Origin of the sequence: Stenotrophomonas sp. SAU14A_NAIMI4_8, assembly GCF_003086695.1 — a bacterium.
GTDB lineage: Bacteria > Pseudomonadota > Gammaproteobacteria > Xanthomonadales > Xanthomonadaceae > Stenotrophomonas.
Window position 1 is genome coordinate 2,689,784 of the sequence record NZ_CP025999.1, and the last position, 19,054, is coordinate 2,708,837.

At 67.7% G+C, this 19,054-nt stretch carries 20 protein-coding genes; 12 read left to right on the forward strand and 8 right to left on the reverse strand.

From position 1 onward, the window contains the following. Positions 1-12 precede the first annotated feature (12 nt). The 6 genes from smc to C1930_RS12435 all read right to left on the reverse strand — a co-directional run bounded on the left by smc (position 13) and on the right by C1930_RS12435 (position 6,199). Positions 13-3,516 (reverse strand): chromosome segregation protein SMC, encoded by a 3,504-nt coding sequence (gene smc, locus C1930_RS12410; RefSeq protein WP_108771882.1) that lies wholly within the window; start codon positions 3,514-3,516, stop codon positions 13-15. 238 nt (positions 3,517-3,754) lie between these two features. Continuing rightward, positions 3,755-4,207, reverse strand: coding sequence for a 50S ribosomal protein L9 (gene rplI, locus C1930_RS12415; RefSeq protein ID WP_108756585.1), 453 nt, complete (start codon positions 4,205-4,207; stop codon positions 3,755-3,757). A 104-nt stretch (positions 4,208-4,311) separates the two neighbouring features. After that, complete coding sequence (gene rpsR / locus C1930_RS12420; RefSeq protein WP_002804494.1) at positions 4,312-4,542, reverse strand: 30S ribosomal protein S18; 231 nt, start codon at positions 4,540-4,542, stop codon at positions 4,312-4,314. 11 nt (positions 4,543-4,553) lie between these two features. Beyond that, on the reverse strand, positions 4,554-4,991 hold the full coding sequence (gene rpsF, locus C1930_RS12425; RefSeq protein WP_049445625.1) for a 30S ribosomal protein S6: 438 nt from the start codon (positions 4,989-4,991) through the stop codon (positions 4,554-4,556). 191 nt (positions 4,992-5,182) lie between these two features. Further along, positions 5,183-5,725 carry a CbrC family protein gene (locus tag C1930_RS12430; RefSeq protein WP_108771883.1) on the reverse strand — a complete coding sequence of 181 codons (543 nt, stop codon included), beginning with the start codon at positions 5,723-5,725 and terminating at the stop codon, positions 5,183-5,185. 135 nt (positions 5,726-5,860) lie between these two features. Next, the gene (locus tag C1930_RS12435; protein ID WP_006452998.1) at positions 5,861-6,199 is read right to left on the reverse strand and encodes an iron-sulfur cluster assembly accessory protein; all 339 of its coding nucleotides are present in this window, start codon (positions 6,197-6,199) and stop codon (positions 5,861-5,863) included. A 130-nt stretch (positions 6,200-6,329) separates the two neighbouring features. On the opposite strand from C1930_RS12435, the gene asnS reads away from it, so the two are divergent. From asnS to C1930_RS12495, 12 genes are all read left to right on the forward strand, one after another. Then, positions 6,330-7,724, forward strand: coding sequence for an asparagine--tRNA ligase (asnS, locus tag C1930_RS12440; RefSeq protein WP_108771884.1), 1,395 nt, complete (start codon positions 6,330-6,332; stop codon positions 7,722-7,724). A 30-nt stretch (positions 7,725-7,754) separates the two neighbouring features. After that, positions 7,755-8,054: a hypothetical protein gene (locus C1930_RS12445; RefSeq protein ID WP_005410232.1), complete on the forward strand. Its 300-nt coding sequence runs from the start codon at positions 7,755-7,757 to the stop codon at positions 8,052-8,054. A 7-nt stretch (positions 8,055-8,061) separates the two neighbouring features. Then, positions 8,062-8,376 (forward strand): hypothetical protein, encoded by a 315-nt coding sequence (locus tag C1930_RS12450; RefSeq protein ID WP_108750011.1) that lies wholly within the window; start codon positions 8,062-8,064, stop codon positions 8,374-8,376. Between the two features lie 10 nt (positions 8,377-8,386). Next, positions 8,387-9,025 (forward strand): FMN-binding negative transcriptional regulator, encoded by a 639-nt coding sequence (locus C1930_RS12455; RefSeq protein ID WP_108771885.1) that lies wholly within the window; start codon positions 8,387-8,389, stop codon positions 9,023-9,025. A 74-nt stretch (positions 9,026-9,099) separates the two neighbouring features. Further along, positions 9,100-9,762 (forward strand): carbonate dehydratase, encoded by a 663-nt coding sequence (can, locus tag C1930_RS12460; protein ID WP_108750013.1) that lies wholly within the window; start codon positions 9,100-9,102, stop codon positions 9,760-9,762. A gap of 16 nt (positions 9,763-9,778) precedes the next feature. After that, on the forward strand, positions 9,779-10,300 hold the full coding sequence (locus C1930_RS12465; RefSeq protein WP_108771886.1) for a 3-hydroxyanthranilate 3,4-dioxygenase: 522 nt from the start codon (positions 9,779-9,781) through the stop codon (positions 10,298-10,300). 296 nt (positions 10,301-10,596) lie between these two features. After that, entirely contained in the window at positions 10,597-11,871 is a 1,275-nt protein-coding gene (gene kynU, locus C1930_RS12470) for a kynureninase (protein WP_108771887.1), read from the forward strand. A gap of 31 nt (positions 11,872-11,902) precedes the next feature. Further along, the gene (locus C1930_RS12475; protein WP_108772594.1) at positions 11,903-13,270 is read left to right on the forward strand and encodes an NAD(P)/FAD-dependent oxidoreductase; all 1,368 of its coding nucleotides are present in this window, start codon (positions 11,903-11,905) and stop codon (positions 13,268-13,270) included. Continuing rightward, positions 13,270-14,709: an exodeoxyribonuclease I gene (sbcB, locus tag C1930_RS12480; protein WP_108771888.1), complete on the forward strand. Its 1,440-nt coding sequence runs from the start codon at positions 13,270-13,272 to the stop codon at positions 14,707-14,709. The genes C1930_RS12475 and sbcB overlap by 1 nt, the downstream gene beginning before the upstream one ends. Then, complete coding sequence (locus C1930_RS12485) at positions 14,706-15,392, forward strand: DUF2461 domain-containing protein (RefSeq protein WP_108756590.1); 687 nt, start codon at positions 14,706-14,708, stop codon at positions 15,390-15,392. The genes sbcB and C1930_RS12485 overlap by 4 nt, the downstream gene beginning before the upstream one ends. Continuing rightward, positions 15,392-16,378: an aldo/keto reductase gene (locus C1930_RS12490; protein WP_108771889.1), complete on the forward strand. Its 987-nt coding sequence runs from the start codon at positions 15,392-15,394 to the stop codon at positions 16,376-16,378. The genes C1930_RS12485 and C1930_RS12490 overlap by 1 nt, the downstream gene beginning before the upstream one ends. A 42-nt stretch (positions 16,379-16,420) precedes the next feature. Continuing rightward, positions 16,421-16,972, forward strand: coding sequence for a DUF2939 domain-containing protein (locus C1930_RS12495; protein ID WP_108771890.1), 552 nt, complete (start codon positions 16,421-16,423; stop codon positions 16,970-16,972). Between the two features lie 119 nt (positions 16,973-17,091). On the opposite strand, the gene C1930_RS12500 is transcribed toward C1930_RS12495, so the two are convergent. Both C1930_RS12500 and C1930_RS12505 read right to left on the reverse strand, forming a co-directional pair. Beyond that, on the reverse strand, positions 17,092-18,039 hold the full coding sequence (locus C1930_RS12500) for a 5'-nucleotidase (RefSeq protein WP_108750020.1): 948 nt from the start codon (positions 18,037-18,039) through the stop codon (positions 17,092-17,094). 49 nt (positions 18,040-18,088) lie between these two features. Next, entirely contained in the window at positions 18,089-18,862 is a 774-nt protein-coding gene (locus C1930_RS12505) for an NAD kinase (protein ID WP_108750021.1), read from the reverse strand. Positions 18,863-19,054 lie beyond the last annotated feature (192 nt).

The window sequence follows — 19,054 nt, forward strand, 5'->3', positions numbered from 1 at the left end:
TAGAATGGCACGTCAGGCCGCGCCCGCCAATCGCGCGGCTTCTTCCAGGTCCACGCTGACCAGGCGGCTGACGCCGGGTTCGCGCATGGTCACGCCGGAAAGCTGGTGCGCCGCTTCCATCGTCGCCTTGTTGTGGCTGACGAACAGGAACTGCACCTTCTCGCTCATTTCCTTGACCATGTTGGCCAGGCGACCGACGTTGGCCTCGTCCAGTGGCGCGTCCACTTCGTCCAGCAGGCAGAACGGCGCGGGGTTGAGCTGGAAGATGGCAAACACCAGAGCCACCGCAGTCATCGCCTTTTCGCCGCCGGACAGCAGCGAAATGCTGGACACGCGCTTGCCCGGCGGGCGCGCCATGATGGTCACGCCGGTGTCGAGCAGGTCTTCGCCGGTCAGTTCCAGGTAGGCATGGCCGCCACCGAACAGGCGCGGATACAGCGCCTGCACGCCGGCGTTGACCCGGTCGAAGGTGTCCTTGAAGCGCCCGCGGGTTTCGCGGTCGATCTTGCGGATCGCATCTTCCAGGGTTTCCAGTGCGGTGGTCAGGTCGGTGTGCTGCGCATCCAGGTAATCCGAGCGCTGCGAGGCCTCGCCGTACTCGTGGATGGCGGCCAGGTTCACCGGCTCCAGCCGGCGCATGCGCGCGTCGATCTGGTGCACGGCCTGTTCCCACTCGCCCAGGCGCGCATCATCCGGCAGCGCCTCCAGCACTTCAGCCATCACGAAGCCGGCCTTTTCCACGGCGGCCTGCAGGGTTTCGGCGCTCAGCACCAGCGCCTGCTGGTCCAGCCGGCGCTGAGAAATTCGCTCGCGCTGCGCCAATGCCTGCTCGTCACGCTGGTGGCGGGTCTGTTCATAGGTGCGCAGGTCGGCATCGATGCCGTCCAGCAGGGTGCGTGCCTCGGTCAGCACGCGATCGGCGCGCACACGCTCTTCCAGCGCGCTCTGGTGCTCGGCCTGCAGCGATTCCACCGGTGAATCGCCATCGTCCAGCTGCGAATGCAGTTCGCCCAGGCGCGAATCCAGCTGGCCACGCTGGGTGCTCATGCGCTCCAGCGCCTGCCCCAGCGACGCCAGCTGCGCACGCTGCGATTCGAGGGTCAGTGCCAGCGCATGCGAACGCTCGCGCACTGCACGTGCAGCATCACGGGCCAGGTCGCGCGCTTCGGTCAGCTGGCGGCGCTCGCCTTCCAGACCCTGCCGGATCGATTCCAGGTCGCCCATGCTGCTGACCGCGTTTTCCAGCCGCGAACGCGCTTCGCGCGCCTGTTCGTTGTTGGCGTCCAGCGTCTCCAGCAACTGCTTCAGCTCACCTTCGATGCGGTCGATGCGGGCACGCGCGGCCTCTACCTTGCCCTGCTGGCCCTGCAGCTGGCCGGCCAGTTCGGATACGCCGCGATGGGCCTGGTACAAGGTGCGCTGCGCGTCCTCGCGCTGCTGCTCGGCGGCCAGCAACTGCTCGCGCAGGCCGGCCAAGCGCTCTTCCAGCTCGGCCTCGCGGTCCTGCAGCTGTTCGATCTGTTCGCGCAGCTCATTGATCTCACGTTCGCGCAGCAAGGCGCCCTGCTGCGCGGCGCCGGAGCGCGACACGCGCAGCCAGCCCCGGCCCAGGCGCTCGCCGTGCTGGGTGATGATGGAATCGCCTTCAGGCAGACCGGCCTGCAGCGTCTTGGCCTCGGCCAGGTCGCGGGCACCGTGCAGGTGCGCCAGCAGGCGACGGATCGCCACCGGGCCACGCACGCGCGCGGCCAACGAGGTCGGCGCCACATCCAGCGCGGCGTCATCGCTGGCGACCAGGGCAATGCGGCCCTCGCCCAGCTCGCCGAGCGCGTCGACCAGGCGGGACGGGTCGTCGACCAGCACGCCTTCGATCAGTTCGCCCAGCGCACTTTCAACGGCATTTTCCCAGCCGGCATCGACGTCCAGACGCTCGCCGACACGCGCCGCCGAATCCAGGCCGTGCGACTGCAGCCAGGCCACCGCAGCACCCTGCTCCTGGCCCAGTGCGGCCTGCTGCAGGGTTTCCAGCGAGGCCAGGCGCCCGCGCAGGCCATTGACCTGCTTGCGCAGCTCGGCCAGCTCGTTCTGGCCCGCGCGCTGCTGTTCCTGCACGACGGCCACGCCTTCCTTGCGGTGCTCGACCTCTTCGGTCAGCTCGTCCAGCGCGGTCTTCTGCGTGTCGTGCTGCAGGTGCAGCTGTTCGAACGCCTCTTCCAGTGCCTCGACATCCAGGCCGGCGCGCTCGGCCGCCAGCGCCTCGCGGCGGCGGTCGGCATCCAGGATCTGCTTGTCCAGGTAGTCCACGCGGGTGCGCTCGACATCGCCGGCGCGCGAGGCTTCCGAACTCTGCGAGGTGTGGTGTTCCCAGCGCTGCTGCCAGCTGGCCAGGCGGTCCTCGGCCTCGCGCAGGCTTTCCTGCTTGATCTCGTGCTCTTCCTGCAGCGCTTCCAGCTGCGGGGTCGCGTCTTCGACGGCCTCGCGCAGCACGCCCAGGCGCGCCTCGTCGCCGCTGATGTGCTGGCCCAGCTCGGCCAGCGCCTGCTGGGTTTCGTCGCGCGCCTTGTGCAGGCGCTGCGACAGCTCGCGCTGGTGCTGGATCTGCTGTTCTACCCGGGCCAGCGTGCTGCCCACCTGATAGACGGCAGCCTGTGCGGTGTTCAGAGCGTCGGCCGCCTCTTCGCGGCGCACGCGCGAGGTCTCGATATGAGCTTCGGCTTCACGCTGCTCGGCAATCAGCTGCTGCAGACGCGTTTCTTCCTGCAGCAGGCCTTCGCGCAGCTTGGAAAGACGGCCATCCAGGCCGCGGAATTCCAGCGCCTTCCACTGCCCGTCCTTCACCCGGCGCTCTTCCTGCAGCGCCTGGTACTGCTCGGCCTGCTTGGCCTGGCGCTTCAGGTGCTCCAGCTGCTTGCCGATCTCATCGCGCAGGTCGCCCAGCCGGTCCAGGTTCTCGCGGGTATGGCGGATGCGGGTTTCAGTTTCCTTGCGGCGTTCCTTGTACTTGGAAATGCCGGCGGCCTCTTCCAGGTACACGCGCAGGTCTTCCGGGCGCGCCTCGATGATCTGGCTGATCATGCCCTGCTCGATGATCGAGTAGCTGCGCGGGCCCAGGCCGGTGCCCAGGAACAGATCGGTGATATCGCGGCGGCGGCACTTGGTGCCGTTCAGATAGTAATTGCTGGTGCCATCGCGGCTGACCGTGCGCTTGACCGAGATTTCGTTGAACGAGGCGTACTCGCCGGAAATCGTATGGTCGGAGTTGTCGAAGATCAGCTCGACGGTGGCCTGCGAGACCGGCTTGCGCGCATTGGAACCGGAGAAGATCACGTCGGTCAGCGAGTCGCCACGCAGACGGCTGGCCGAACTCTCACCCATGACCCAGCGCACGGCGTCGATGATGTTCGACTTGCCGCACCCATTGGGGCCCACCACGCCGGTCATGTTGGTCGGCAGGTGCAGGGTGGTCGGATCGACGAACGACTTGAAGCCGGACAGCTTGATCGTGGAAAGACGCATAGGGGTTCCGGGCTGGGGCCGGCGGGCGGCCTGCTTGCCCTGCAAGTCATTGATCCTACTGGGATCGCCGACAATGACATGGGCGTGACGCCCTGAGTATACCGATGTGGCCCGGTTCTACACGGCATGTTCTACGCGGGGCGTGGAACATGGCAGGGCGGGCGGCGGCCGCCCAAAACAAAACGGGCACCCCTGCGGGCGCCCGTTCTGCGGTGATACCCGGCCTTTCGGCCCGGAATCAGGCCTTTTCGGCTTCGACCACAACCTTGACGGTGGTTTCCACGTCGGCGTGCAGGTGCACCAGGACGTCGTATTCACCGATGTTGCGGAAGGCGCCTTCGCCCAGGATGACTTCGCTCTTGCTCAGCTCCAGGCCGGCAGCGGTGAAGGCATCGGCGATTTCGCGGGCGCCGACCGAGCCGTACAGCTTGCCTTCGGTCGAAGCGTTGGCGGCGATGGTCACGCTCGCGCCTTCCAGCTTGGCCTTGCGGGCTTCAGCGTCGGCGTGGATGGCCTGTGCCTTGGCTTCGTATTCGGCGCGCTTGGCTTCGAACTCGGCCTTGTTGCTCTCGGTGGCCGGCACGGCCTTGCCCTGCGGCACGAGGAAGTTACGGCCGTAGCCCGGCTTGACGGTGACCAGGTCACCCAGGTTGCCGAGGTTGGTGACCTTCTGCAGGAGGATCAGCTGCATGGTAGTGCTCCAGATAAGTTATTCGTTAGCGAGGCAGCGCCCCGCAACTGTGGCTGTCCGAATAGCTGGCACAGCGGGGCGGCACGGGGCCGCCCCGCCGGGCATCAGACGTCGTGGTTGTCGGTGTACGGAATCAGGGCCAGGAAGCGAGCGCGCTTGACGGCGGTCGCCAGCTGACGCTGGTACTTCGACTTGGTACCGGTGACGCGGCTCGGCACGATCTTGCCGTTCTCGGTCAGGTACTGGCGCAGGGTGTTGAGATCCTTGTAGTCGATCTCCTTCACACCTTCAGCCGTGAACTTGCAGAACTTGCGGCGACGGAAGAACTTGGACATGGGAAGGCTCCTTAGGCGGCGGAAGCGGCGTCGTCGCCGGCTTCGTTGTCAGCGGTGGTGGTGGACTCGCCTTCTTCGTCGTCACGACGACGGCGCTCACCGCGCTCCGGCTTGTCACCCTTCTCGTCCTTGCTCTTCATGATCAGCGACTGCTCGGTGTCAGCCTCGTCACGCTTGATGACCAGGTTGCGCAGCACGGCGTCGTTGAAGCGGAAGCTTTCGGTCAGCTCGTTCAGCACGGCCTGGTCGGCTTCGATGTTCAGCAGCACGTAGTGCGCCTTCACCAGGTTCTGGATCGGGTACGCCAGCTGGCGGCGGCCCCAGTCTTCCAGACGGTGGATGGTGCCGTTGCCGTTCTCGACCAGCGACTTGTAGCGCTCGATCATGGCCGGGACCTGCTCGCTCTGGTCCGGGTGGACCATGAACACGATTTCGTAATGACGACTCATGTTTTTTCTACCTTTCGGATGTGGCCTTGCGGCCGGACAGCCCCCCGCCGTGGATACCGCGGTGGGGCAAGGGTTCCCGCCCAGAGGGCAGGAAGCCGCGCATTATGGCGCAGATGGGGGTGGCGGGCAACCCGGCCCGCCCTGCCGTCGTGCCGACCAAGGTCGGCACCTACCGGGCCCGGCGAACGTATTCAGCCCAGATCGACGTGAAGGCGGTGCTGGCCGCACTGCAGGCACTGGAACAGGCAACCGACCATCTCGCCATCACGGGTCAGGCATTCCAGTACCCCGTCGGCGTCGCGCGGGTTGACCGCCGCCACGTCCGGCCGGACCTGGTCCAGGATCGGCAGCAGGTCTTCGCCGCTGGCGAATCCGAGGAACGCGCAGGGCCGTTCACAATGGCTCAGCCAGACCGACTGCTGCCAGGACCGGTAGCCCGGGGTGCGCTCGCAGATCTCCAGCAGATGCTCGCGGGGGATGGTCGGCGGCGGGTCGGCCGGGTCCGGGGAAACCCCCTCGATGTCACTCCAGCCGGTGAATTCGCCATCGAAACGTGCCGACGCACTGCCATCGGCGATACACCACGGGCACAGGTAGTCGGGTTTCCGGGCGGCGTAGAACGGCCCGCGGTAGCGCAGCGTGCGCGACTGGCCGCAGCCGTCACAGACCCCATCGACCGCTTCAAAGGCGATCGCGTAGGCGTTGGGGTGGTAGGTGAAAACCGGGCGTTCCATCCGTGGGTCCATTCGTGCCGACCAAGGTCGGCACCTACCAGGCGGGGTGCGGTCGGCACCTGCCAGGCGGGTTGCGCCGGGCCATGGCAGGCGAGGTAGCGCCGGGCCATGCCCGGCGGGCGCCACAACCGTGCGTCAGGCCTTGTCGGCGTCGGTGGTGAAGCTTTCACCGCACCCGCACTCGGCGGTGGCGTTCGGGTTGCTGAACGTGAACGTCTCGCTCAGGCCATGCTTGCCGAAGTCGATCACGGTGCCGTCCACCAGGGCCAGGCTCTTGGCATCGACATAGATCTTCACCCCGTCCTGGTCGAACACGGTGTCACCCTCGCGCTCGTCGCGGGCCAGGTCGGTCACATGCCCCCAGCCGGAGCAGCCGGTCTTGGTCACGCCGAAGCGCAGGCCCAGGGCGCCGGGGGTCTGGGCTACAAAGCGCTGCACGCGCTCGAAGGCGATGGGGGTCAGGCTGACGGCCATGAGGCTCACTCCAGGGGTACGGGGACATTATAAGGAGCCCAGCGGCGCGAAAAATGCCTCGCAAGCAGAACGCTGCAACCGGTAAACTCCCGTGTTCACAGATCGAGTCGATCAGCAGAGGATTCAAGTCATGACGGTGGTCAGCGTTGAACATGCGCTTGCCGGGAAGATCCCGGAAGGCGGCGAAGTCACGGTACGCGGTTGGGTGCGCACGGTGCGCGGTTCAGCGAATCTGGCTTTCGTGAATGTGAGCGACGGCTCCTGCTTCGCCCCGATCCAGGTCGTGGCCAACGACACCCTGGGCAACTTCGACGAGATCAAGCGCCTGACCAGCGGCTGCTCGGTCATCGCCACCGGCACCCTGGTGAAGTCGCAGGGCAAGGGCCAGTCGTTCGAGATCCAGGCCAGCGCGCTGGACGTGGTTGGTTGGGTGGAAGACCCGCTGACCTACCCGATCCAGCCCAAGCCGATGTCGCCGGAGTTCCTGCGTGAAGTGGCGCACCTGCGCCCGCGCACCAACCTGTTCGGCGCGGTCACCCGCATCCGCAACTGCCTGGCCCAGGCCGTGCACCGTTTCTTCCACGAGAACGGCTTCAACTGGATCAGCACCCCGATCATCACCACCTCCGACGCCGAAGGCGCCGGTCAGATGTTCCGCGTGTCCACCCTGGACATGGTGAACCTGCCGCGCGATGAGAAGGGCGCGATCGACTTCAGCCGCGACTTCTTCGGCAAGGAAACCTTCCTGACCGTGTCCGGCCAGCTGAACGTCGAGGCCTACTGCCTGGCGCTGAGCAAGGTCTACACCTTCGGCCCGACCTTCCGCGCCGAAAACAGCCATACCACCCGCCATCTGGCGGAGTTCTGGATGATCGAGCCGGAAATCGCCTTCGCCGACCTGGCCGAAGACGCACGCCTGGCCGAAGAGTTCCTGAAGTACCTGTTCCGTGCCGTGCTGAACGAGCGCGGTGACGACCTCGCCTTCATCGCCGAGCGCGTGGACAAGAACGCGATCACCAAGCTGGAAGACTTCATCAACGCGCCGTTCGAGCGCATCGACTACACCGATGCGGTCAGCCTGCTGCAGAAGTCCGGCAAGAAGTTCGACTTCCCGGTCGAATGGGGCCTGGACCTGCAGACCGAGCACGAGCGCTGGCTGACCGAAGAACACGTCGGCCGCCCGGTGGTGGTGACCAACTACCCCGAGCACATCAAGGCCTTCTACATGCGCCTGAACGACGACGGCAAGACCGTGGCCGCGATGGACGTGCTGGCCCCGGGCATCGGCGAGATCATCGGCGGCAGCCAGCGCGAAGAGCGCTTGGACGTGCTGGACGCGCGCATGGCGCAGTTCGGCCTGGATCGCGAGCATTACAGCTGGTACCGCGATTTCCGCCGCTACGGCTCGGTGCCGCACGCCGGCTTCGGGCTGGGCTTCGAGCGCCTGGTGGTCTACGTCTGCGGCCTGTCCAACATCCGCGATGCCATTCCTTACCCGCGCGCCCCGGGCAGCGCGGACTTCTAAGCCCCACACGAGCACGGAGGTACTGCCCCCATGACCCTGTTCTTCGCCCTCTGTTTCGTCGGCGTTGCAGTGGCCGGGTTCAGTGCCTTCGTGATCTTCTGGCCGCTGACTCTGGTACACGTGCGCGACCGCCACCCGGCGCTCGCCGCGCGCTTTGGCAGTGGCGCCTTCCTCAAGCCCGACGCCCTGGCCTGGCTGCTGCGCCGCGACTATCGCCAGCAGCCGGACCGCTCGCTGTCCGGGCTGGCGACGCCGGCCTGGGTATCGCTGCTGACCCTGCTGGCCGGACTGGGCATGGCTGCCCTGCTCTGGCTGGCCTCGCTCTGGTAATACGCACATGAACGACAACAACGACGCCCGCGACAGCTGGTGGCTGGCCAGCCTTGGCAACACCCTGATCTGGGCCCGCCTGCGCGTGCGCCCGGCCGGCACCGCCGAAGTGCTCGACAGCGACGGCAACACGCTGAGCTACGACAGCGAAGACACCGCCCGTTCGCAGCTGTTCGATGCCGAATTCGTCGAGTACGACGGCCTGGACGAAGAAGACGCGCTGGTCCGCGGCTTCAGCCTGCATGAAGTGCAGCCGCCGCAGGCCGGCAGCGATGAAGGCCTGCGCGGCCGCATGGTGCAGTCGCTGGGCGGGCGCGCCTGAGCCCAGGCCGATGTTCACCCCGCGCGCCTTCGCCGAAACCGACCTGCGCTGGCTGGACCGCCTGCTGGCCCGCGATGCGTTTGTCACGGTGCTGACCACCGGTGAGGACGGCCTGCCGGAACTGACCCGGATGCCGGTGCTGTACCAGCGCCAGGGCACGCAGATCGAACTGCGCGGGCACTGGGCCCGGGCCAACCCGCAGTCGCGCCGCGACGGCCCGGCCAAGGTGCTGGTGGATGGCCCGCACGGGTACGTGTCGGCCAGCTGGTACCCCGACAAGGAACCCGCCGCACGCGTTCCCACCTGGAACTACGCCGCCGCCGAACTGCGCGGGCAGCTGCAGCGGTTCGACGACCCTGCCGCACTGGCCGACCTGGTCGGCGCCATCAGCGACCATTACGAAGCCAGTGTCGACCAGCAGTGGCAGTTCGAGGCCGACCGCCCCGAACACGGTCCGGAACTGCGCGCCATCGTCGGCTTCCGTTTCCAGGTTGAACAGGTGCAGGTGAAGCTGAAGCTGAGCCAGAACCATCCTGAAGCCAACCAGCTGGCGGTGATCGCTGCGCTGGATGAGCTGCACACCCCCGCATCCACCGAGCTGGCGCAGTGGATGCGCTGGCACCGCGACGAGGCCGCCGCCGGCGGCTGAGCGCCCGTTTCCCCACCACGACGCGGCCGGCAGGGTCGCCTCGTGCGCCCACCTGACGTCAGGGATACACGAACATGAAAGACATCCACAAGCTGCTGCAGAACAACCGCGAATGGGCCGACCGCATCGAAAAGGAAGACCCTGAGTTCTTCCACCAGCTGGCCAAGCAGCAGCATCCGGAATACCTGTGGATCGGCTGTTCCGATTCGCGCGTGCCGGCCAACCAGATCATCGGCATGGCCCCGGGCGAGGTGTTCGTGCACCGCAACGTGGCCAACGTGGTGGCCCACAGCGACCTGAACTGCCTGAGCGTGGTGCAGTACGCGGTGGACCAGCTGAAGGTGAAGCACATCCTGATCGTGGGCCACTACGGCTGCGGTGGCGTGCACGCCTGCTTGCACAACACCCGCGTGGGCCTGGCCGACAACTGGCTGCGCCACGTGGGCGATGTGGCACAGAAGCACGCGGCCATCCTCGATGCGATCGACGATGACGAGCTCAAGCACGCGCGCCTGTGCGAACTGAACGTGATCGAACAGGTGGCCAACCTGTGCCGCTCCACCATCGTGGAAGACGCCTGGGCGCGTGGCCAGAAGCTGATGGTGCACGGCTGGGTATACAGCCTGAAGGACGGCCGGGTGAGCGAGATGGGCATCGACGTCGGCGCCCAGGACGAGCTGAAGCCGGCGTACGAAAAGGCCCTGGCCTTCGTGCCCCGCCACGGCAAGCGCGACTGACCGACCGGAGACTGCCATGCTCGCCTCGCCGATCAACCTGCTGGCCTGGATCGAAGAACACCGGCACCTGCTGAAGCCGCCGGTGGGCAACAAGATGATCGAGAACGGCGACTTCATCGTGATGGTGGTGGGCGGGCCGAACTCGCGCACCGACTACCACTACGACGAAGGCCCGGAGTGGTTCTACCAGCTGGAAGGCGAGATGGTGCTGAAGGTGCAGGAAGAGGGCGCCGTGCGCGATATCCCGATCCGCGCCGGCGAGATCTTCCTGTTGCCGGGCAAGGTGCCGCATTCGCCGCGGCGCCCGCCCGGCGGCGTCGGCCTGGTGGTCGAGCGCAAGCGCCTGGCGCACGAGCGCGATGGCGTGATCTGGCATTGCGAGCAGTGCAACCACAAGCTGTACGAAGAGTACTTCACCCTGCAGAACATCGAGACCGACCTGCCCAAGGTGTTCGCGCGCTACCAGGCGAGCCTGGAACTGCGCACCTGCAGTGAATGCGGGCACGTGGACCCGTTGCCGGCACCCGCAGCGGGCTGAGGCCCACACCGGTAGGCGCCAACCAAGGTTGGCCACTACCAGAAAACGCGACGCCCGCACCGGTAGGCGCCCACCTTGGTGGGCGCATGGATCTAAGAGCGCCAACCAAGGTTGGCCACTACCAGAAAACGCGACGCCCGCACCGGTAGGCGCCCACCTTGGTGGGCGCATGGATCTAAGAGCGCCAACCAAGGTTGGCCACTACCAGAAAACGCGGCGCCCGAAGCGCGGCCGCGACGCCCCGGGCAGGCGCCAGGCGCTACACTGGCAATCCCGTTGCAGCCTGTTGCCCGCCCATGTCCGATCTGCTCAGCCGCACCCACGCCATTGCCCTGGACGCTGCCGATCCGCTGCGCCCGCTGCGCAACGAATTCCTGATTCCGCGCCATGGCGGCGGTGAGCAGACCTACTTTGTCGGCAACTCGCTGGGCCTGCAGCCGCGCGGCGCGCAGGCCGCCGTGCAGGAGGTCATGAAGCAGTGGGGCGAGCTGGCCGTGGAAGGTCATTTCACCGGCCCTACCCAGTGGCTGTCCTACCACCGCCTGGTGAGCGCGCAGCTGGCCCGCGTGGTCGGCGCCCTGCCCAGCGAAGTGGTGGCGATGAACACGCTGAGCGTGAACCTGCACCTGATGATGGTCAGCTTCTACCGCCCCACCGCACAGCGCCCGGTCATCCTGATGGAAGCCGGCGCCTTCCCGACCGACCGCCACGCGGTGGAAGCACAGATCCGCTTCCACGGTTTCGACCCGGCCGACTGCCTGGTGGAAGTGCAGCCGGATGAAGCCAACGGCACGATTTCGCTGGCCGCGATCGAGCGCGCCATCGCCGAACACGGCCCGCGCCTGGCGCTGGTGCTGTGGCCGGGCGTGCAATACCGCAGCGGCCAGGTGTTCGACCTGGACGCGATCACCCGCGCCGCGCGCCTGCAGGGCGCCCGCATCGGTTTCGACCTGGCCCATTCGGTCGGCAACGTGCCGCTGCACCTGCACGATGTGGCGCCAGACTTCGCCGTGTGGTGCCACTACAAGTACCTCAACAGCGGCCCGGGTGCCGTGGCCGGTGCCTTCGTCCACGAGCGCCACCACCGCGATACCACCCTGCCGCGCTTCGCCGGCTGGTGGGGCCATGAAGAAGCCACGCGCTTCCAGATGTCGCCACAGTTCACCCCGGCGGTGGGCGCCGAGGGCTGGCAGCTGAGCAATCCGCCGATCCTGGGCCTGGCCCCGCTGCGCGCCTCGCTGGACCTGTTCGAGCGCGCCGGCATGGAAGCGCTGCGCAGCAAATCGCTGGCGCTGACCGGCCTGCTCGATGCACTGGTGCGCGCGCGCCTGCCGCAGGTGCTGGACGTGGTCACCCCGTCCGAACCGGAACGCCGCGGCTGCCAGCTGTCGCTGCGGGTGATCGGTGGCCGCGAACGTGGACGCGCGCTGTTCGAATACCTGCGTGGCGTCGGCGTGCTCGGCGACTGGCGCGAGCCGGACGTCATCCGCATTTCGCCCACCCCGCTCTACAACCGCTACCTGGACGTGCACCATTTCGTCGAGGAAGTGGAAGCCTGGGCCGGCCTGTAAGCCGCGCCCTCCCCTATTGCTGGACAGTTCGTTGATCGCACACGCCTCCCGCTCCCTGAGCATCATCGGCGCCGGCCTGGCCGGTTCCCTGCTGGCCATCCTGCTGTCGCGGCAGGGCTGGCGCATCACCCTGTACGAACGCCGCGGCGACCCACGCGTGGCCGATTATGAAAGCGGCCGTTCGATCAACCTGGCCCTGGCCGAGCGCGGCCGCAATGCGCTGCGCCAGGCCGGCGTGGAAGACGAAGTGATGGCCCGCGCGGTGATGATGCGCGGGCGCATGGTTCACCCACGCGACGGCCAGCCGCAGCTGCAACGCTATGGCCGCGACGACAGCGAAGTGATCTGGTCGATCCATCGCAGTGAACTGAACACCACGCTGCTGCAGCTGGCCGAAGAAGCCGGTGCCACCGTGCATTTCCACCGCCGCCTGCACACCGTGGATTTCGACGCCGGCTACGCGCGCTTCATCGATGACCGCGACGACAGCCCGCATGACATCCGCTTCGACAGCCTGATCGGCGCCGACGGTGCCGGTTCGGCACTGCGTGCGGCAATGAACCGGCGCGCGCCGCTGGGTGAGGACATCGCCTTCCTCGACCATTCCTACAAGGAACTGGAAATCCCGCCGGCCGCCGATGGCAGCTTCCGCATCGAGCGCAATGCGCTGCACATCTGGCCGCGCGGCCACTACATGTGCATCGCCCTGCCCAACCACGAAGGCACCTTCACCGTCACCCTGTTCCTGCCCAACCAGGGCAACCCCAGCTTCGCCACGGTCAACACCGGTGCGCAGGCCGAGGCGCTGTTCGCCGCCGAATTCGCCGATGCGCTGCCGCTGATCCCGGACCTGCGCGCCGATTGGGAGCAGCACCCGCCGGGCCTGCTGGGCACGCTGACCCTGGAGCGCTGGCACCAGGACGGCCGCGCCGTGCTGATCGGCGATGCCGCGCACGCGATGGTGCCGTTCCACGGCCAGGGCATGAACTGCGCGTTCGAGGATTGCGTGGCGCTGGCCCGGCAGCTGATGGACGCCGACGATCTGCAGGGCGCCTTCGCCGCCTTCGAAGCCGAGCGCAAGCCCAATGCGCAGGCGATCCAGCAGATGGCGCTGGAAAACTACCTGGAAATGCGTGACCGCGTGGCCGACCCGGCCTTCCTGCTGCAGCGCGAGCTGGAACAGGAACTGCAGCGGCGCTGGCCGACCCGCTTCGTGCCGCACTACACCATGGTCACCTTCCTGCACACGCCGTATGCCGAAGCGCTGCGCCGCACCGAACTGCAGCGCGACATGCTGGTGGCGGCCAGTGCCGGCCACACCACGCTGGACAACATCGACTGGGCCGCACTGGAAGCGCAGATCCACGCGCAGCTGCCGGTGCTGGAGGGCGCGCACTGATGGCTGACAGCTTCCTGTTCTACGACCTGGAAACCTTCGGCCAGGATCCGCGCCGCACCCGCATCGCGCAGTTCGCGGCCATGCGTACCGACGCCGATCTGAACGTGATCGACACGCCGGTCAGCTTCTTCGTGCGCCCGGCCGATGATCTGCTGCCCTCGCCCATGGCCACCCTGGTGACCGGCATCACCCCGCAGCAGGCCATGGCCGAGGGCGTGAGCGAGGCCGAGGCGTTCGACCGCATCAACGAGCAGTTGTCGCGCCCCGGCACCTGTGCGCTGGGCTACAACACCCTGCGTTTCGACGACGAGTTCATCCGCTACGGCCTGTTCCGCAACTTCCACGATCCCTACGAGCGCGAGTGGCGCAACGGCAATTCGCGCTGGGACCTGCTGGACATGCTGCGGCTGATGCGCGCACTGCGCCCGGACGGCATCCAGTGGCCGCAGCGCGAAGACGGCGCGACCTCGTTCAAGCTCGAACACCTGGCCGAGGCCAATGGCGTGCGCGAAGGCGATGCGCACGAAGCGCTTTCCGATGTGCGCGCCACGCTGGGCATGGCCCGCCTGTTCAAGCAATCGCAGCCGCGCTTGTGGGACTACGCCCTGAAGCTGCGCGACAAGCGCTTCGTCGGCGGCCTGCTGGACGTGGCCGCGATGCAGCCAGTACTGCACATTTCCATGCGCTACCCGGCCAGCCGCCTGTGCGCGGCGCCAGTGCTGCCGCTGGCCATGCACCCGACCATCGGCAACCGCGCCATCGTGTTCGATCTGGACGGCGAAGTGGACGACCTGCTGGCGCTGCCGGCCGAGGTGATCGCCCAGCGCCTGTACCTGCGCGCCAGCGAACTGCCCGAGGGCGTGGCCCGCGTGCCGCTGAAGGAAGTGCATCTGAACAAGGTGCCGGCGCTGGTGGCCTGGAACCACCTGCGTGCCGATGACCATGCGCGACTGGGACTGGACGTGGCCGCGATCGAAGCCAAGGCCGCGCGCCTGCGCGAGGTGGCGCCGCAACTGGCCGAGAAGGCCCGCCAGGTGTTCAACCAGCCGCGCCCACCAATGCTGACCGATGTGGACGCCTCGTTGTACGACGGTTTCCTCGGCGCCGGCGACAAGCCGTTGCTGGCCCTGGCCCGCACCAGTGCGCCGCAGCAGCTGGCCGCGCTGGAAGAACGCTTCCGCGACCCGCGATTGCCCGAACTGCTGTTCCGCTACCGCGCCCGCAACCATCCCGGCACCCTGTCGCCGGCCGAACAGGAACGATGGCAGGCGTACCGCCGCCAACGCCTGCTGGGCGAACAGGGCCTCGGCGAACTGAACCTGCCCCAGTACCAGCAGCAGATCGACGCGCTGGCCGCCGAAGCGCCCGACGACGTGCGCCGCGCCGAGCTGCTGCAGTCGCTGCGCGACTGGGGCCACCACCTGCAGGAGCAGCTGTGAGTACGTATTTTTCCGAGGCCAGTTTCAAGTTCCTGCGCAGCCTGGCGCGGCATAACGAAAAGGCGTGGTTCAACGACCATCGCCAGCAGTACGAAGACCACGTGCGGCAGCCGTTCCTGCGCCTGCTGGGCGACCTGCAGCCCGCCCTGGGCGAGGTCAGCGAGCACTTCCGCGCCGACACCCGCGGCGTGGGCGGCTCGCTGTTCCGCATCCACCGTGATGCACGCTTTTCCAACGACAAGTCGCCGTACAAGACCTGGCAGGGTGCGCGCCTGTTCCACGAGCGCCGCCGTGAAGTGGCCGCGCCCTCGTTCTACATCCACCTGCAGCCCGGCGAAAGCTTCGTCGGCGCCGGCCTGTGGCACCCGGAACCGGAGACCCAGCGGCGCGTGCGCCACTTCATTTTGGACAACCCGGGCAGCTGGAAGGCGGCCGCGCACGGCGCGCCCCTGCGCAAGCGCTTCGACTTCGAGCAGAGCGAAAAGCTGGTGCGGCCGCCGCGCGGCTTCCCGGCCGACTTCGAATTCATCGACGATCTGAAGCATCGCAACTGGGTCATGTGGCGTTCGCTGGACGATGACACCATGACCGGCCCGCGCCTGCTGTCCACCCTGGGCAAGGACCTGGCCACTCTGGCGCCGTTCGTGGACTACCTGTGCGCGGCACTGGACCTGGAGTTCTGATGGGCAACGCCCTGCCCCTGCAGCGCCGCATGCTGGGCCGCACCGGGCTGGCCGTCTCACCGGTCGGGCTGGGCTGTTCCGGCTTCTGGGGCCATCCGCGCTTCGCCGAGGACGCCGCTGCAGCAGTGGTCGAGCACGCGCTGGCGCAGGGCGTGAACCTGCTCGACACCGGCCACAACTACTCCGGCTTCCACGCCGAACCGCGCCTGGGCCGCATCCTGCGCCCGCTGCTGGCACGCTTTCCGCGCGAATCGCTGGTGATTTCCAGCAAGGGCGGCACGCTGACCGGGCAGGCCGGGATCAGCGGTGCCGAGCAGCGTGATTTCTCGCCGGCGGCGATCACCGCCAGTTGCGAGGCGTCGCTGCGCAACCTGGGCCTGGACTACCTGGACGTGTACCAGTTGCACGGCGCCAGCCAGCACGACATCAACGACGATCTGCTGCACGCGCTGGCCCGCCTGCGCGAACGCGGGCTGATCCGGCACACCGGCATCAACACCCATTCGGCCGCCACGCTGGAATGGATGATTGACCACCCGCAGGCCTTCGACGTGGTGCTGCTGGATTTCAACGCGTTGCAGCAGGACCGTGCGCCGCTGATCGATCGGCTGCACGCGGCCGGAATCGGCGTGCTGGCCGGCACGGTGCTGGCACAGGGGCACCTGCTGCCCGCACGCCCGCGCCTGCCCCGGCTGGCCGATGCCTGGTATCTGGCCCGCGCATGGCTGAAACCGAGCAGCCGCCAGTTGATGCGCAGTGCGGGCGTGATGCGCCGCGCGGTAGCGAGCATCCACAGCCAACGCCCGGCGCAGACCGCCTTCGCCTACGTGCTGCAACACCCGGGCGTGGCCAGCGGCATCCTCGGCACTACCCGCCTGCGCAGCCTGGATGAGGTGCTGGCTACCCGCGTGGACGCACTCAGCGCCGCCGAACGGCAGCGGCTGGTGGCCGCCTTCGGTGACGGCCGCGGCTCACCCAGTCACTGAGTCTTCACCTGCGCGGCCGGCGTTTGCGGCAGTCTGGGCGGCATGAAGAAGCTCATCGGCGTCCTGATCCTGGCGGTTGCGGCCGTGTGTGCGTGGTGGTTCGGCGGCCCCTACCTGACCGTCCACGGCCTGTCCAAGGCCATCGAGCAGCGCGACACCGCGCGGCTGGAGCGCTACGTGGATTTCCCGCGCGTGCGCAGCAGCCTGCGCGCGCAGCTCAATGATTACCTGGTGCGCCAGGCCGGGCCCGAGGTGGCCAGCAGCCCCTTCGGCGCGCTGTTGTATGGCCTGGGCGACCAGTTGGGCGGCGCGGCGGTGGACACGATGATCACGCCTACGGGCATCGGCGCCTTGCTGCAGGGCCACGTGTTGTGGAAGCGTGGCCGCAACGAACTGCAGGGCGGCGATGCCTTCGGCCCGACCGAACCGGCGCAGCCGCTGAAACACGCCAAACACCATTTCGAGGCACTGGACCGTTTCGTGGTGGACGTGGACCGCGGGCCGGGCCAGCCCCCCTTGAAGGTGGTGCTGGAACCGCAGGGCCTGCGCTGGAAAGTGGTGGACCTGCAGCTGGGGATGTCGGGCAGCCCCTAAGCCCCACTTTGGTAGATGCCCACCTTGGTGGGCATTGACGCACAACCGTGCCAACCAAGGTTGGCACCTACCGGGGCGATGACGTGCCAACCAACGGTTGGCACCCACCCATCATGGCGTCACCCCTCGTTGGCGACGCCGTGCGGCACGTGGCCGGCGGCCACGTGTTCGCGGGCGCTGTCGATGTTGTGCTGGGAATCGTCGAAGAAGATGTCCGCGCCGAAGGCCTGCAGGAACGGCCCCTTGTGCCGGCCGCCCAGGAACAACGCTTCATCCAGGCGCACGCCCCATTCGCGCAGGGTGCGGATCACCCGCTCGTGCGCCGGCGCCGAACGCGCGGTCACCAGCGCGGTGCGGATCGGCGCACTCTCACCGGCCGGGAACACTTCCTGCAGCGTGTGCAGCGCCGACAGGAAGCCGCGGAACGGCCCGCCGCTGAGCGGCTCGCGCGCCCGCTCGCGCTCGTGGCGACCAAACGCTTCCACGCCCTGCTCGCGCGAAATGCGCTCGCTTTCATCGCCGAAGATCACCGCGTCGCCATCGAAGGCGATGCGCAGCTGGCCGGCGTTGCGCTCGCTGTGTACCACCTGGTCCTCGGCGGCCGCGGCGGTTTCGCCGGGCGGCTTGGGCAGGATGGTGGCGGCGGCGATGCCATGGCGCAGCGCACTGCGCACCGACTCGGGGTTGGCCGACAGGAACAGATCGGTGCCGAACGGCTTCACGTACGGCCAGGTCGGCTCGCCGGCGGTGAAGGTGGCGCGGATGATGCCCAGCCCGTAATGCTGGATGGAATTGAAGATGCGCAGGCCGGTATCGGCCGAGTTGCGCGACAGCAGGATCACTTCCACCCGCGGGTTTTCCGGGCTGGCGCCCTGGTTCAGGGCCAACAGCTTGCGCACCACCGGGAACGCGACACCCGGCCCCAGGATGTCATCCTCGTGCTGGCGCTGGTATTCGGCATAGGCCGCCACGCCATCGCTCTCGAACAGCGCGTGGCTCTCTTCCAGATCGAACAGCGCGCGCGAGGTTACCGCGACGGTCAGCAAACGGGGGGTGTTGTCGCCCATGGCGGGGGTTCCTTGCAGCGGACGGCGGGGGCCGGCGGCGTATTGTCCCTTAAAAAACGAACTGTTCGCTCAGGATCCGGTCTTCCAGGTTGTGCTCCGGGTCGAACAGCAGGGTCACCCGGCGGTCCTTGGATTCGCGGATGGTCACTTCCACCACGTCACGCGTCTCGTGCGAATCGGCGGTCACGCTCACCGGGCGCTTGTACGGGTCCAGCACGCGGAAGCGCACTTCGGTGTCGGCCTTGAGGATGGCGCCGCGCCAGCGGCGTGGCCGGTACGGGGCCAGCGGCGTCAGGGCGATGGTGTGGGAGCCCAGGGGCAGTACCGGGCCGTGCGCGGAATAGTTGTAGGCCGTACTACCGGCCGGGGTGGCCACCAGCACGCCATCGCCGATCAGCTCGGCCACGCGCTCCTGGCCGTTCAGATCGATGCCGATATGCGCGGCCTGGCGGGTCTGCCGCAGCAGCGACACATCGTTGTAGGCCAGCGAGCCGGTACTGGTGCCCGATTCGGTCAGCGCGATCATTTCCAGCGGGCGCAGGTTGGCCGGCTCGGCACGGGCGATGCGGGCCTGCACGTCATCGTCGCCACGGTACTGATTCATCAGGAAGCCCACCGTGCCCAGCTTCATGCCGAACACCGGCTTGCCCAGGTGGCCATGGCGGTGCAGGGTCTGCAGCATGAAACCGTCGCCGCCCAGCGGGCACAGCACATCGGCCTGGTCGGGCGCATGGTCGCCATAGCGCGACACCATGGCCGCGCGGGCCATCTGCGCAGGTTCGGTGGTGCTGGCCAGGAAAGCGATGCGGGGGGTGTCGCTCATGGGTGGATCCGGGGGAAGGCTGTTCAAGAGCATAACCGAGCGCCGCTGCGCTCGCCGGGCATGGCCCGGCGCCACCTGCAATCCCGCACGCTGGTAGCGCCGGGCCATGCCCGGCGAACGGCGGCCCCCAACGCAGAACGGCCCCGCTTTCGCGGGGCCGTTCTGGTTCATGCATGCCAGGCGTGGCCTGGC

Bases quoted from the DNA above. Each gene is read 5' to 3' on its own strand.
- smc (WP_108771882.1), bottom strand. From the start codon at position 3,516: ATGCGTCTTTCCACGATCAAGCTGTCCGGCTTCAAGTCGTTCGTCGAT.
- rplI (WP_108756585.1), bottom strand. From the start codon at position 4,207: ATGCAGCTGATCCTCCTGCAGAAGGTCACCAACCTCGGCAACCTGGGT.
- rpsR (WP_002804494.1), bottom strand. From the start codon at position 4,542: ATGTCCAAGTTCTTCCGTCGCCGCAAGTTCTGCAAGTTCACGGCTGAA.
- rpsF (WP_049445625.1), bottom strand. From the start codon at position 4,991: ATGAGTCGTCATTACGAAATCGTGTTCATGGTCCACCCGGACCAGAGC.
- C1930_RS12430 (WP_108771883.1), bottom strand. From the start codon at position 5,725: ATGGAACGCCCGGTTTTCACCTACCACCCCAACGCCTACGCGATCGCC.
- C1930_RS12435 (WP_006452998.1), bottom strand. From the start codon at position 6,199: ATGGCCGTCAGCCTGACCCCCATCGCCTTCGAGCGCGTGCAGCGCTTT.
- asnS (WP_108771884.1), top strand. From the start codon at position 6,330: ATGACGGTGGTCAGCGTTGAACATGCGCTTGCCGGGAAGATCCCGGAA.
- C1930_RS12445 (WP_005410232.1), top strand. From the start codon at position 7,755: ATGACCCTGTTCTTCGCCCTCTGTTTCGTCGGCGTTGCAGTGGCCGGG.
- C1930_RS12450 (WP_108750011.1), top strand. From the start codon at position 8,062: ATGAACGACAACAACGACGCCCGCGACAGCTGGTGGCTGGCCAGCCTT.
- C1930_RS12455 (WP_108771885.1), top strand. From the start codon at position 8,387: ATGTTCACCCCGCGCGCCTTCGCCGAAACCGACCTGCGCTGGCTGGAC.
- can (WP_108750013.1), top strand. From the start codon at position 9,100: ATGAAAGACATCCACAAGCTGCTGCAGAACAACCGCGAATGGGCCGAC.
- C1930_RS12465 (WP_108771886.1), top strand. From the start codon at position 9,779: ATGCTCGCCTCGCCGATCAACCTGCTGGCCTGGATCGAAGAACACCGG.
- kynU (WP_108771887.1), top strand. From the start codon at position 10,597: ATGTCCGATCTGCTCAGCCGCACCCACGCCATTGCCCTGGACGCTGCC.
- sbcB (WP_108771888.1), top strand. From the start codon at position 13,270: ATGGCTGACAGCTTCCTGTTCTACGACCTGGAAACCTTCGGCCAGGAT.
- C1930_RS12490 (WP_108771889.1), top strand. From the start codon at position 15,392: ATGGGCAACGCCCTGCCCCTGCAGCGCCGCATGCTGGGCCGCACCGGG.
- C1930_RS12495 (WP_108771890.1), top strand. From the start codon at position 16,421: ATGAAGAAGCTCATCGGCGTCCTGATCCTGGCGGTTGCGGCCGTGTGT.
- C1930_RS12500 (WP_108750020.1), bottom strand. From the start codon at position 18,039: ATGGGCGACAACACCCCCCGTTTGCTGACCGTCGCGGTAACCTCGCGC.
- C1930_RS12505 (WP_108750021.1), bottom strand. From the start codon at position 18,862: ATGAGCGACACCCCCCGCATCGCTTTCCTGGCCAGCACCACCGAACCT.